Source organism: Methylosinus sp. (assembly GCF_036560965.1).
Taxonomy (GTDB): Bacteria; Pseudomonadota; Alphaproteobacteria; order Rhizobiales; family Beijerinckiaceae; genus Methylosinus.
Window position 1 is genome coordinate 1 of the sequence record NZ_DATBQF010000002.1, and the last position, 12784, is coordinate 12784.

A 12784-nucleotide genomic window follows, 5' to 3' on the forward strand; every position below is an offset into this window, starting at 1 on the left:
CCCGTTGATAAGTTCTGCCTTCATGCATGGCTTCAAGCATGGAATGATCCAACGCCCGACCCTCCTCTGGCCAAATCACTTGAAGAGGATCGCGCGTCACTCAAACTTTTTCGAGGTGGGACGCTCGCACCGCTTACGGTGTAATTGAGGGCTCGTCACCTGCGTACAGCAGACGAAAGGAGGACTGATCGAGCCTCCCGGTGGCCGGCTTCGGTTCGGAATGGAGGCCGACTTCACAAATCGGAATCCCCGGCCGGATTGCGGCGGAATTCGCAGGCGCCACCGCCGCGGGCCGAACATAGGCTTATGCCAGGTGAAGGTGATTCAACCCGGAAAAGCCAAATTGCGGCTCTTGGTGTGCAGCCAATGAGCGAGCGGATCTACTTCGCCTTTTCGGACCTGTGGATGTTTGCTGAAATAGGTCCGCGCCTGGAAAATGGGGCCGGGGTCGCGCGCCTCAAAGGCCCCGATCTTCGCGTAATGAGCAAAAGGGCCCAATCCGCTCTGCGCGATGTCGGGATTGTTAACCGCATACCACGACACGTCCAGCCAAGCGTTAGGTTTGCGGCCCTCGCTTTCGCCTTGGCGCAGGAATTGTAAGAAAGGATTGACGCCGGAGCGTCGCACGTCTTCGTAGGTCGCAAGATAATACCGCGTGTCGAACAATGGATGGGGGAAACGCCCCTCAGAGAAGCCGTATTCCAAATAGTGGTGAACGGGGTCCATGCCGGCTTTGGCGACGTCCGGATAGGTTTTGAGATAGAAGGCGTGGTCGAACAGAGCTTCGAATTTTCTTCGTTCGGCGCGGGATGAGAAAGTGCTCTGGCCCTGCTTGAGCCCGCGCTTACCGCTGCGCCGCACATTGTCGCGCGCGCGATAGGCATCGATATCGACGAGCAGTTCGGAGATTTGGGCGCGCAGCTCTTCATTCTCTCGTTGTAGGGACGCGTTCGCGGCCAGTTGTGGAGCGACGTCTTCGCCTAAGTACAACTTGCGGACGAGCCGCCCGACTGCGATCTGGCTTCGCGCGAGCTGGTCTTGCAGGCTGCGATTGGCGTTGGTCAGGGAATCGATCTTGTCATAGAGCGCCCTCAAGTTGTCGTGAAGCGCCCCAAGGAGTTGAACGACGTCGCCAGCCAGCGCGCCAGCGGTGCGGAGGGGCCGCGTCCCCGGAACTGCGGCCAGGACGGGCGTCTCTCTGCTTCTGAGCCCTACCAAGCTCCCTTCGTACGAGCCGCACGGCGATCCATGCTCCTGCGCTTCGATTCCATCGACCATTGCTAGTTACCCTCAAACGTCCAGATAGGCTCTCCGGAAAGCCCCGACCAAAGCTGTGTGGCGGCTGCAGCTATGATGCGGGCAGACGCGCCCCTGCGTATTCCCTGCACAAGGCAACAAAATCGCGCGCGACCTTTTCCCAATCGTGATGTTTCAGCGTTTCCCTTCCCTTGCCGACGAGGCCTCGCACTAGCGCCTCGTTGCAAGCGATCTCCCTGATCGCCTCGGTTAACTCCTCCGTCGTGGCGAGAATTGCATTCTCGTTGTGAACGATGATATCGCGGAACGCGGCGCAATCGCTGTTGGCGATCACCGGCCGGCTCGCCATCCATGCTTCTAGAATGACGATACCGAAACTTTCGCTGATGCTCATAGCCGTCAGCGCCAAGCAGGACTGGAGCGCGCCCCTCACGACGTTTCGCGGCTGAATCCCGAGATATGTGACATTGGGCGAGCGAATGGGTTCAAGATCGTCGTCCGGTCCGATCATCACGAGGCGAATGTTGGTATCTTTCGCGAGTTCATCCACTGCGGCGATCACGTCGCGATAGCCTTTGGAACGGGACTTGCGTCCAAGGACAAGAACGAAGCGTCCGCCTTTGCCGTAGACTGCTCGGAAAGCATCGACGTCCTCCGCCGTGAAGGCCTCGCTTACGTCGACCCCCGGCGTGTGATGCACGACTTTCCGGGCGCCCCGTTTTTCGTAATAGGTGCAGGCTGCACGCGGCGATACGCAAGCGACTGTCGCCGTCGTCACCGCGCTCAGCGTGTCCGGGAAATGATAGTAGTCGTCGTCGAGATGGGCGTGCGGAAGCAAGATAACGGGCACGTCGGCGCGATTGGCGGCTTCAACCGCGGCCACTGGCGGCCGGAAGACATTGTTGTGGGTGAGCACGAGATCATATCGCCTGACATTCTCCTCAAGGAACCGCTCAAGCGAACTGGAGTGGGGGCCACGAATGTCGGAGAGCCGCGCGCCTGCGACAGCGCGCGAGGCTTCCGCCGCGATCCCGAGCATCTCGAAGGCCTGCTCTGCCGGCAGATGAGCGACCGATAGCACGGTATTCGACGCCATATCGAGCGGCGCGCCATCGATCGTCACCTGCTCTACCGCGAAGCCCAGGGGGCGTTGATCGGGCAACTGCTCATCGCGCGTTACGGATAGCGTCAATGGCCCCGGTCCCGCTTCGAAAGCGCAGTCTATTACGCCGGATGTCTTGTCATGGAAAAGGATACGATTGTCCTGATCCTGAACGAGCAGCACAACCCGTTCGACGCTGCGCGCTTTGACACGCACGCGGGCTTGGTGCGAAAGATGCAGACCAGCGGAACGATAGGCCCAGCGGACAGGCCCGTCGCTCCATTGCTCAAGGGGGCTCCATCCCCAAGCGAGGCCACTCGTCGTGATAGAGCCGCGCAGGAGACCGTAGAGCGCCTTCTCGAATCCGATCTGAGCGTTCCAGACCGCCGTGCCGAGTTCAAAGTCGGCCGCCTCGTCGACGGGATCGAGATCGAAGCGCGCGAAGCGAATATTCTTCGCGCCGGTAGGCGCGCCAATGGCCTCCTCATAATCATATCGGCCGACGAACCGCTGCTCTTCCCGAATGCGCGTGACCTTGGTCGCAACGACGTCGATGCTGAACTCACCGCTTTCGCCGAGTTTTTGAAGCAGATGCCACAGATGCGTCTCGGCGCCGCCGAGAAGTGGCCAGGAGTAGCGATAGGTGACGAACAGGAGACGCTTCTTCGGCTTTTCGATATCAGCGAGCAACTCGACGAAGCGTCTGGCATGAGCGTGCATCGCGTAATTGGAATCGAAGATCGCCTGACGCGCGGCGCGGCGGGTTCCGTCGAAAAGGGTCTCGTCTGAGAAAGACTCCTTCAGCGCCTCGGCGAAATCCTCTAGTGCGGCGACCCGCATATGCTTCGCCTCTAGGCGTCGGTGGCCGCGGAGGCCAAATTCCGTGGTGATAACAAAAAGGCCATTGGCCAGATAGTCGGCAACCTTTACATTGGAGCCGGATCCGGACATCATCGGGTTGAGTGCGATGCGGCAGCTCTGCATCACCGCTGATTTAAGCTTGTCGTCGAGCGTGCCCCAGACCACGACGTTCTTGGGATTGGGGCCGGGGAAGGACTCGCCGAGCGAACCGACGAGGTGGAACTCAACGTCTGGGCAAGTAGCTGCGAGCTTCTCGACGATGAAACGCGCTGCATTGATATTGGGCATATGGGCGGAGCCGAGGAAGAGCGCCGAGCGGTGTCCGATCCGCCTTTTCGCGACGGCCAAATCCTCTTGACCGGGCTCGGCGGGCGTTGCACAGCCGTTGTGCACGACTGTTACCGGCGCGCCGCTGGATCGCCCGCGCAGATAGCGCTCCGCATCTTCGTCGCAGACCGCCACAACGGCAACCGAATTTTCGATGGCGATGCCTTCCGCTTCAATCAAATCCGCCATGAGGGCGTTGCGGTCGGGATGCCAGTGCAGCGCGTCGCTCTTTAGACCGATCTCGTCGTTATGGCCCGAATAGACAAAGCGATCGCAAAAGAGATCGGGCAAGCCCACCATGTAGGGATGCTCTATGATGACGATGCGCGCCTTGCCGCGTAGCGCGTGATAAAGCGCCACCAAATGCGGATTTTCCGGCGCGTGCTTGATTGCAACTATATCGCGCGAAGAAATATGGAATTTCGAGTCGAGCGCCCGCTCGCGGTCAACATGCGCGGCCGTCTTTGGCACACGCATCACGGCGATCGTGTCACTAAGGCGCTCGACGCTGATTTCCCTGCCCTCGGAGAAACTGACGAAAACGACTGGACTCCAATTCGCTACGGTCTCGTAAACGCCTCGCATGCGCGTCGCGCCGCCGCCGATCGAGCCGAAAGGGTCATAGTCATTGAGTGCCAGCACATAAGGGCCGGCGAGCGGACCTGCTTTTCCGCTAGTCAGCGCGCCGAGGCGCTGGCGCAGCTCCCGCGCCAGAAGGCGCCAATTGTATTTAGCCGAGACGAGCTCGTGCGCTTTGTCGGCGATCTTGGCGAGGTCGGCGCGGCGACCGGACCAATGACGCAGAACGCGGGCAAAACTTTCGACTTCCGCGCCGACATAATGCTCGCCGTCAGAGGCGTCTATCCCTCGCATGCCGAATGCCGTCGAGAAAAGCGGTAACCGATTTTCGAAGAAATCGAACACTTTCAGGCTCGAGCCGCTGCCCGTCGTCATGGGATTGATAGCGCAATCGACCAGAGCGATCACTTTCGCCTTGGCGACATTGTCGATACGCCCGTAGCGCTTGACGTTGGGCGGATAATCGCCTGGCGGCAGGCAATCGCCGATGATGTGAAACGTGAATTCCGATGCTTCCGGAGCGATCGTCTCGACGATTGCGGTCGCTGCGAGCCCATTGGGGTGATGGCCACTGCCGATGAATACGATGTCGCGTATCGGCCCCTGGCTTGCCGGGCGGGCTGGAGTCGCTTGCGACGCCGTTCCGTTGGGAAGGAACATGGTTTCGTTCAGAGGCGCCATTTCTTCGAAGCTGCGCAAGTCCGTCTCGCCGCAATAAATGACGAGATCCGCACCTTTCAGCAGGCGAAGCTCCAGATCGTAGACTAGATGATGGATCGGCGTGGATTTGTCATCGGGGTGAAGTTGCTTGTAAAGAAGCGATTCGCAATTATATGAATTGTAAATACGAGGCTTTGCGTCAATATTGAAGAATAGATCGTAGTCGATGGTGAAAGGCGAATCGTGGATGATAACGTCAGCGTCGCTATATTCTTCTAAATAGGCGGCATGAAACATCGACGGCAGACGACCAGCCGCTCCGATGCTCGGACCCGACAAATCGCCGTCGCCAGCTTTCGGGCTCAATACGTCCCATTGCTCTGTGAATTCATGAGCCTTCGGAATGCGCCGTTCGATAAAAGTATCTGTATGATAGACGGCTTCCTCCTTGCCGCCGACATGAGATGAGCTGATAAGAGTTACATGATAGAAGCTGCTCAATTCTCGGTAGAGGTGATAGAGGCGCAGTTCGCCTCCGCTCTGGGGCGGGTTAAAGGCAGGAAAGAAACTAAGTACGAGCAGTTTTTTCATTCGAACCTCATCGGAGCCTCTCCAATCTCATTGCGCATAAAGATCGGCGGTTTCGTGACGGCGGGACAAATAGCTCAGATCAGAGAATTTGATAACCCTGGCCGTGCATCTGACAGCTGTTAGAAGTAATACGGTCTCAGTACGTCAGCGTTGAGCCCGATTACGTCAGCGGATGCATAATTATTCCCCAAGTTTCCGCTTGATAAGATTCGTCAAACCACACCATCCAACGATCTGAATACGCATATCATGCCTCTTCTCTTGTTGATTCATTGCCTTGGCGTGTTACTGGATGACTCAAGGTCTCATTTCTACAATACCAAATTAGAGGGTCGGATGCTTCCCGCCTGCGAAGACGTGGGCAGCGGTTTCGCAAGGTTCTGTGGAGCGCCTGCGATAGCACCATGCGTTGGATGACCTCAATCACAGGTGGTAATCAGCTCCGCCCTTGCATTTTCATCTAGATACGCCGGAAAGTAAGGATATAGCAATAGGCTTGAGCCAGGATGAAAACGGTGCTGCCGCACTGCCTCGATCGCGTCTGTGGACGGCGGTTGCCGAGCTGTTGAGCTCGGGTCGGAGGGATGGGGGCGTGCTTTTTGAGGAGCAACGCCAACGACGATCGAGGACCTGCTTCGGGAGGGGGTGCGGAAGGTGGAGGCGCTGCATTTCGGCGCGACGAGCGCCGGAGAGCGCATTCGGCTTCGCCTCGACGACAATCGGCGCCCGTGTTCCCACGGCGCGGCGGCGCGCGCGGCGCTTCCTAACCGTCAGCCCTTCCTCGCGGTAGAGCCGATAGATGCGGTTCTTGCCCGAGCGCTCGTCCCGCTGACGAAGCAAGACGAACAGCCGCCGGTAGCCGAAGCGCCGGCGCGCATTGGCGAGATCGCGCAGCTCGGCGCGAAGCTCGGCGTCGGCCGGGCGCGTCGACGTGTAGCCGCCGTCTTGCGATCGATGGCGACGAGATCCGACAGGCCCGACGTTCCGACAGACCCATGACGGCCTGAAGATGCGCGACGGCTTCGCGCTCGAAGCGGGTCCTACCATTTTTTTCCCAAGAGCTCGCGAAGCGGCGCCGCATCGAGCATCTGATCGGCCAAGAGCTTCTTCAGACGCGCGTTTTCCTCCTCCAGCGCCTTCAGCCGCTAGGCCGCGGAAAGTCCATCCCGCCGAATTTTGCCTTCCAATTGTAGAGCGTCGTCTCCGAAACCGCGTATTTGCGCGTGAGGTCCGCCGCCTTCGCGCCGGCTTCCTGGTCCCGCAAAATCCCGATGATCTGCTCTTCCGTGAACCGTTTCTTCTTCATCGTGTCCGTCCTCAATGGGCCGGACTCTAATCGATGCTGGTGGGATTTTTCAGGGGCACGTCAGCGCCACCCTGCGAACGTGAAAGTTTGACCCGAAGCGGCCGCTCGCAAGGACTCCGGCAAACGCCCGCTTTGGGTGGATAGGCGAAGCAGGCGATATTTTGCGACAATGAATGGAATGCGGGCGAAGCCTCGCCAAATCAGAGAACTGAACAAACCTGCGTTCTGGCGGCCGAACTTGTTGGCGTCTTGCTCGACAATATCGAAGTATCGCATCCACGTATTTAGCTACCGATTTATTCCTCCGCGACAGGGAAGGTCGCAATAGTGTCGTCGATGTAATCAGTTGGAGACACATTGGCGAGTCCAGAATTCTCTTCAAAAAGTATTCGCGGACGCCCCGTCTGGATGCTCGTCGCCGTATCCGTATAATTGACAGAAGCGTTGACCAAGCCGATCAGGTAAGCCTTGTTGTTAACCTTTGTCCCTTGGATGGAAACGATCTCGGGTCGAAGAATCACTGGACCACCGCTGTTTCCAGGAAATACGAAGGCATCTAACAGCAGATTGTCGGACGCACTGTCAAGCAGCTCACTTATACGAGCGATTGCTCCTTGCCGAACTACGACGTAATTTTTCTGAAGACCTGCCAAATCCATCGGAAAGCCAAGAACGAAGACTCCATCCCCCGCACTCGCACCCAGCTGGCGCAATTTCTCACGATTAGCCGAGTTCTCGTCGCTAGTAAAAAAAGCAGACTCGTATTTCCTATCGCGCAAACCGTTCAGATCGACCGGGATGACTGACACATCCTTTCCATTTGGATTCGCTTTCCAGTTAGCAAAGCCTTTTACCGCGAGGTCAACATTCAAATCAAATTCGCCGCCCGGAGTCTTCTCATCAACTGGATTGATTCGAACCTTCATATTTCCAATAGCCGACATTTGTAATTTTGTTTTTTCAAACCCATCGACGACGTGTTTTGCAGTAACAAGAAATGGCGCGTATTTGCGCTTTGCGAAGTCGGACTCATTCTTCGAGGTCAGCTTTCCATAAAAGAACCCCGTCCCAATCGTGTGCCAAATCGAGGCCACAGGAGCGCCGTCCACTACTCCGGGTCCACGAAAACCGAGTGCGACCACGGAGTTCAGGAATGCCGGAGGGACAAGCGCAGCATTTGCGGTCCGTGGGAATATCAACGGGGCCGCGAGAGCTAAAGGCAATTTCATTATGGAGCGTCGATTCATGCTCACCTGCTCAATCCTCCCAGGAAAATATAATATAATCTACATCTTGATTGCCCCTGACGCCAGCCCGAGTTTGTGAGCAGCCGTCCGCTTCGTCTTGGGATTAGAAGTTGTCCCTGCCGTCAGCGGCAGACATTCAGCGGCCGCCCGCAGGTGAATATCTCAGAACGGTCGATTCCGGTCGTTCGACCGTCTGCCTACGTAACGTCCGTTCTTGGCGCGAGTTCCCCCTTCCCGACGGCGAAGGAGGAACTGTGACCCTTAGAAGATCGGTCCCTCCCATAGAGCCAACGGCCGGTTTCGCCAAAAGCCGACATTCCCGGATCTGACGTTTCTCAATGATTGCCGGGAGATAGCGGCGCCCCTTCCGACAATGCCAGCCGCCGACGAGCAGCCATCGAATGGTGGACGACGCTCGACTGCCGCGCCCCGACGCCACAGGAGCGCGAAGCCTTTGTCCGCTGGCTGACGCGCGACCCAGCAAACCGCGAGGCGTTCGAAAAAGTCTGCCGCATATGGGGCAATCTCAAGGGTCTGCGGCCGCTCATCGACAAATTCGAGGTAACGCCGCCGCGCCGCCGCGCTTTCGACCCGCCGCGGGCCTAGTGACGCTCGCCGCCGTTCTCTTGTCCTATGTCCGTTTCGACGACCTCTGGATCATGCTGCGCGCCCAGGCGCGAACCGGCGTCGCGGAGACGTGCATGGTTGGCGAAATTTTCGGAGAGGTCCCTCCGTCCTATGGTCCGATCGCGGCATAAAGTGCCCGGCTGAGGTCGGCGGAGAAGCGTCCGCCGTTCGACATGCCTTCGAGCGCGGTGTTGGTGAAGGCGACCAGCGTCAGGCATTTGCTGGGATCGACGCACCAGCTATGGCCATAGGCGCCGCCCCAGCGCCAAGCGCCCGGGGATTCGGTCACGCCGGCGGCCGTGGCATCGCGCAGGATCGAGAAGCCGAGGCCATAACCCCAGCCGGGTGAGCCTTCGATATCGAGTGCAGCAATCTGATCGCGCGCCATTTCGGCCGCGCATTCGGGCGGCATCAACGGCCCGCCGCCCGATCGCAGCGCTTCGAGCAGCGCCATTGTATCCCTGGCGCCGCCGATCATGCCGGCGCCGCCGGACGGAAAGGCTTCTCGATCGAAGGCGCGTGACGGGTCCATGCGGATGCCGGGGAGACCGGGAAGAAACGGCGCCACGTCCGGCTCGCGCATCCGGCGCGGATGCGGCGTGTCGTCGGCGTAAGCCGCTGTCAGCCGGGTCGGGTCCGAAATCGAGAAGCCGGTGTCGTTCAGCCCGAGCGGTTCGGTCACCAGCACTCGCACCGCCTGCGGCAGCGCCAATCCGGTTGCAGCCTCGATCAAGGCGCCCACGACATCGAGAGCGAGTGAATAGCAGAACCGCGTTCCCGGTCGAAACTGCAACGTTACCCCGGCGAGTCGGCGTAGGTTCTCAGCGAGCGTGATGCCGGTTCGGTCCATGCCATCGGAGACGCCGGCTCGATGCAGCGGCCCATCTTCCGGCTCCAGAAAGCCGTAGCCGAGACCGGAGGTATGGGTAAGGAGTTGGCGCAACGAGATGACGACGGGCTCTCCCTCAAAGCGCGGTTCGAAATAGGGCAGCCATTCGGTGATCGGCCGATCGAGAGCGAGCTTGCCTTGCCCGACCAGCGCCATGGCCGCCGCCGCGACGAAGGGCTTGGAGACCGAGGCGAGGCGGAACAGCGCATCTTCGCGCATCGGGGCGCCGGCCTCACGATCCGCCAAGCCGGCGGCGCGGGTGTAGATCGGCTGGCCGTTCCGGCGCACCAGGACGACGGCGCCGACGATCCGCTCGGCCGCGATGCCGCCATCGATGACGGCGTCGAGTCGCGTGGAGAGCGTGGTGGAAGACGTCCGAAGCGGGCGTTCGAGCATGGAAGCTTTTTTCGGCTCAGGGGGCGAAGGAGAGGGGAAAGCCGTGCCGGCAGGCGCGGTATGCGGCGACAAAGGCCGCGGCCAGGAGCAGAAGCGCGACGGGCGCGAAGGCGCCGGCTCCAAAACGATCGAGCAGCAACCCGCCGATGATGCCGCCGCCGGCGATGGCCGCATTCCAGGCGGTGACGAGCATGGACTGAGCGATGTCGTGCATGTCTCCGGCCGCCTTGGCGAGGGCGGTCTGAAACAGCGTCGGGACGCCGCCGAAGGCGAGGCCCCAGAGCCCCGCGGCGCTCAAGGCGACGGTCGGTGCGTGACCGGCGATACCCAGCGCCAGCGCTGCGAGGCCGAACAGCGCGATGCTGATCAGGGTGAGAGGGCGCAGATGATGGTCGATCAGGCCGCCGACGATCCAGATCCCGGCCAGCGCGGCAATCCCGAAGACGAGCAGAGCGAGATCGGTCCTGGAGGCCCCGCCCACATCGCCTAACAAGGGAGCGATGTAGGTGTAGAGGATGTTGTGGGCGAGCACGAAGGTCAGAGTGACGAACAGAACCGGCCGGATTCCCGGCAAAAAGAAGACGTGCGTGAGCGGACGCCGCTTATCCTCTGCCTGTCCCGCGAAGTCGGGGACTTTCATCGCCACCCAGGCGATCAGGATCAAGGTCAGGCCGCTCATGAGCCCGAACGAGGCCCGCCAACCGATGATCGAGCCGAGGTAAGTTCCTGCCGGGATGCCGAGCGCCAGCGCCAGCGGCGTGCCGATCATCGCGACGGCGATGGCGCGTCCCTTCGATCCCTCCGGCGCCATCCGCGCGGCGTAGCCGGCGATCAGCGCCCAGAGCAATCCAGCGGAAACACCGGCGACGGACCGGGCGACGAGCGTCAGTCCATAGCTATCCGATAGGGCTGTCGCCGTGTTCGCCAGCGCAAATCCGGAGATGGCGAGGAGAAGCAGCGGCCGCCGCCGCATGCCTCGGGTCGCGGTGGTCAGGGGAATGGCCGCGGCGAGCGAACCGATGGCGTAGAGCGTGACGAGTTGCCCGGCGAGCGCCTCGGAAACACTCAGGCTCGCGCCGATCTGCGGCAACAGACCGGCCGGAAGGGCCTCGGTCAGGATGGTGATGAACCCGGCCATCGCGAGCGCCAAAAGACTGGGCCAGGGGAAAGGAGCCGAGGTCGGCGGGACGTGGCCGGCCACGTCGTGGGAGCATGTCTCTGTCATGCCCAAGAGATTAGCGGTATCGCGATGCGGAATAATCAGGCTAGAATTCCATTTATATCGGACAATTGAGTCCGCAATGTCGGGAAGGTGCATGGACCACTTCGGCGCGCTCAACGCCTTCGTTCAGACGGCCGAGGCCGGCAGCTTCGCCGCCGCTGCGATCAAGCTCGGCGTTTCGGCGTCCGCTGTAGGGAAGGCGGTGGCCCGGCTCGAGGAACGGCTCGGTGTTCGCCTATTTCACCGCTCGACCCGGTCGTTGACCCTCACGCCCGAGGGCGAGCTCTTCCGCGACCGCTGTCGCCGCATCTTCTGCGAGATCGAGGCGGCGGAACTCGAACTGTCGCAGACCCGCGCGGCGCCGCGGGGGAAGCTCCGCGTCAGCCTTCCGCTCATCGGCATGCTGATGATGCCGGCGGTGATGGCATTCATGCGCGCCTATCCCGAGATCGAGCTCGACCTCGATTTCACCGACCGGCTGGTGGATGTGATCGACGAAGGCTTCGACGCGGTCATCCGCACCGGCGATGCGCGCGACAGCCGGCTGATGATGCGCCGCGTGGGCGCCTTCTCCCATCGCATTGTGGGGTCGCCGGAGTATTTCGCCACGCATGGTGTGCCGAAGGCGCCGGAAAACCTCGTCGCCCACGCCTGCCTTCATCACAAATATCCCTCGACGGGCAAGCTGGAGCGCTGGCCGCTCGCGCGTGACGGGGTGGACCTCGACGTGACTCTGCCGGTCACGCTGGTTGCCAGCACGCTGGAACCTCAGATCTGTCTGGCCGAGGAAGGCTTCGGCCTTGCCTGTCTGCCGCTGTTTGGCGTTCGCTCTCAGCTTTCACGCGGCACGCTCGTCAGCGTGCTCGACGAATTTATCCGCGACGTTGGTGCGTTCCATATTCTATGGCCAGCAAGCCGTCACCCCTCGCCCAAGCTGTCCGCCTTCGCCTCCTTCATGGCCGAGAACCTGCTGCGCTATCCGCAACCGCTGCCTTGCGGAGCCGAAGCGCAGTGAACCGACGCGGGTCCGTTTGCCAAGCGTCTTGTCGCTTCTGCCTTCTATCTTCCCCTCTCGATGAACTCCGGTAACGCTGGCCGCCGCCGCGACACGATCAAACCCGGCCCGCACCAGACCAAGTAAAGCCTGACCGCGCCGCTCAATTGCGCCGGCCGAATGCCTCCTCGCCCTCGATCGGAGGGTGACATCGAATGGAGGCCGACATGGCCGCAGCGCTCATCACAGACGAACTCTCCGCCCGGCTCCTCGCCAATGCAAAACCCCCGGCCGCCGGCGAGCTGACCATGCACGAAGTCGAGAAACCATCGGGCATTCGGCTTCGCCTCGACGAGAATCGGCGCACGCGTCCCCACGGCGCGGCGGCGCGCGCGGTGCTTCCTCACCGTCATACCTTCCTCGCGGTAGAGCCGATAGATGCGGTTCTTGCGCGAGCGTTCGCCCTGCTGCCGGAGCAAGATGAACATGCGGGATTCGCACGCCTAGGTCGCGGCGATCCGCCGCGAACGTTCACGAATTCCAGGGAAAGCGGACCCTGGGGCCGTCCGCGACGAATGGCCGGTTATGTAAAGGTTTTCGGATGCCGGCCCTTTGCGAGCACTCGGCGTCGCGCAGCCTTAGGGCCGGCATCCGAAAACCTCCAAGGAAGGAAACCGCGAGTCGGAAGGGCGCCGTCGCCGCCGCGAGCTATGGGGATTTATGTGT

Annotated in this window: 7 protein-coding genes and 2 pseudogenes; 2 read left to right on the forward strand and 7 right to left on the reverse strand. The window is 60.7% G+C overall.

Annotated elements, in window-relative coordinates:
• Positions 1-324 precede the first annotated feature (324 nt).
• The 4 genes and pseudogenes from VIF40_RS00020 to VIF40_RS00035 all read right to left on the reverse strand — a co-directional run bounded on the left by VIF40_RS00020 (position 325) and on the right by VIF40_RS00035 (position 7912).
• On the reverse strand, positions 325-1278 hold the full coding sequence (locus VIF40_RS00020; protein WP_331935462.1) for a hypothetical protein: 954 nt from the start codon (positions 1276-1278) through the stop codon (positions 325-327).
• A gap of 70 nt (positions 1279-1348) precedes the next feature.
• Entirely contained in the window at positions 1349-5377 is a 4029-nt protein-coding gene (locus tag VIF40_RS00025) for a glycosyltransferase (protein WP_331935463.1), read from the reverse strand.
• 693 nt (positions 5378-6070) lie between these two features.
• Positions 6071-6683 (reverse strand): annotated as a pseudogene (locus VIF40_RS00030) (transposase); the annotation flags it as partial.
• A 296-nt stretch (positions 6684-6979) separates the two neighbouring features.
• Complete coding sequence (locus VIF40_RS00035; protein ID WP_331935464.1) at positions 6980-7912, reverse strand: trypsin-like peptidase domain-containing protein; 933 nt, start codon at positions 7910-7912, stop codon at positions 6980-6982.
• Between the two features lie 360 nt (positions 7913-8272).
• Between VIF40_RS00035 and VIF40_RS00040 the strand changes: the two genes are divergently transcribed.
• Entirely contained in the window at positions 8273-8536 is a 264-nt protein-coding gene (locus tag VIF40_RS00040) for a FecR/PupR family sigma factor regulator (protein WP_331935465.1), read from the forward strand.
• Positions 8537-8666: 130 nt separating this feature from the next.
• Here the strand turns inward: VIF40_RS00040 and VIF40_RS00045 are convergent, their stop codons facing one another.
• Together VIF40_RS00045 and VIF40_RS00050 are read right to left on the reverse strand one after the other, a co-directional pair.
• Positions 8667-9842, reverse strand: a complete 1176-nt coding sequence (locus VIF40_RS00045) for a serine hydrolase domain-containing protein (protein WP_331935466.1) — start codon at positions 9840-9842, stop codon at positions 8667-8669.
• A 16-nt stretch (positions 9843-9858) separates the two neighbouring features.
• A complete protein-coding gene (locus VIF40_RS00050) occupies positions 9859-10980 on the reverse strand; it encodes an MFS transporter (RefSeq protein WP_331935467.1) in 1122 nt (373 codons plus the stop codon).
• 178 nt (positions 10981-11158) lie between these two features.
• Here VIF40_RS00050 and VIF40_RS00055 point away from each other — a divergent pair, with 178 nt between their 5' ends.
• Positions 11159-12079 carry a LysR substrate-binding domain-containing protein gene (locus VIF40_RS00055; protein ID WP_331935468.1) on the forward strand — a complete coding sequence of 307 codons (921 nt, stop codon included), beginning with the start codon at positions 11159-11161 and terminating at the stop codon, positions 12077-12079.
• 260 nt (positions 12080-12339) lie between these two features.
• Here VIF40_RS00055 and VIF40_RS00060 read toward each other — a convergent pair.
• Positions 12340-12549, reverse strand: a pseudogene (locus tag VIF40_RS00060) (IS3 family transposase); the annotation flags it as partial.
• Positions 12550-12784: the final 235 nt, after the last annotated feature.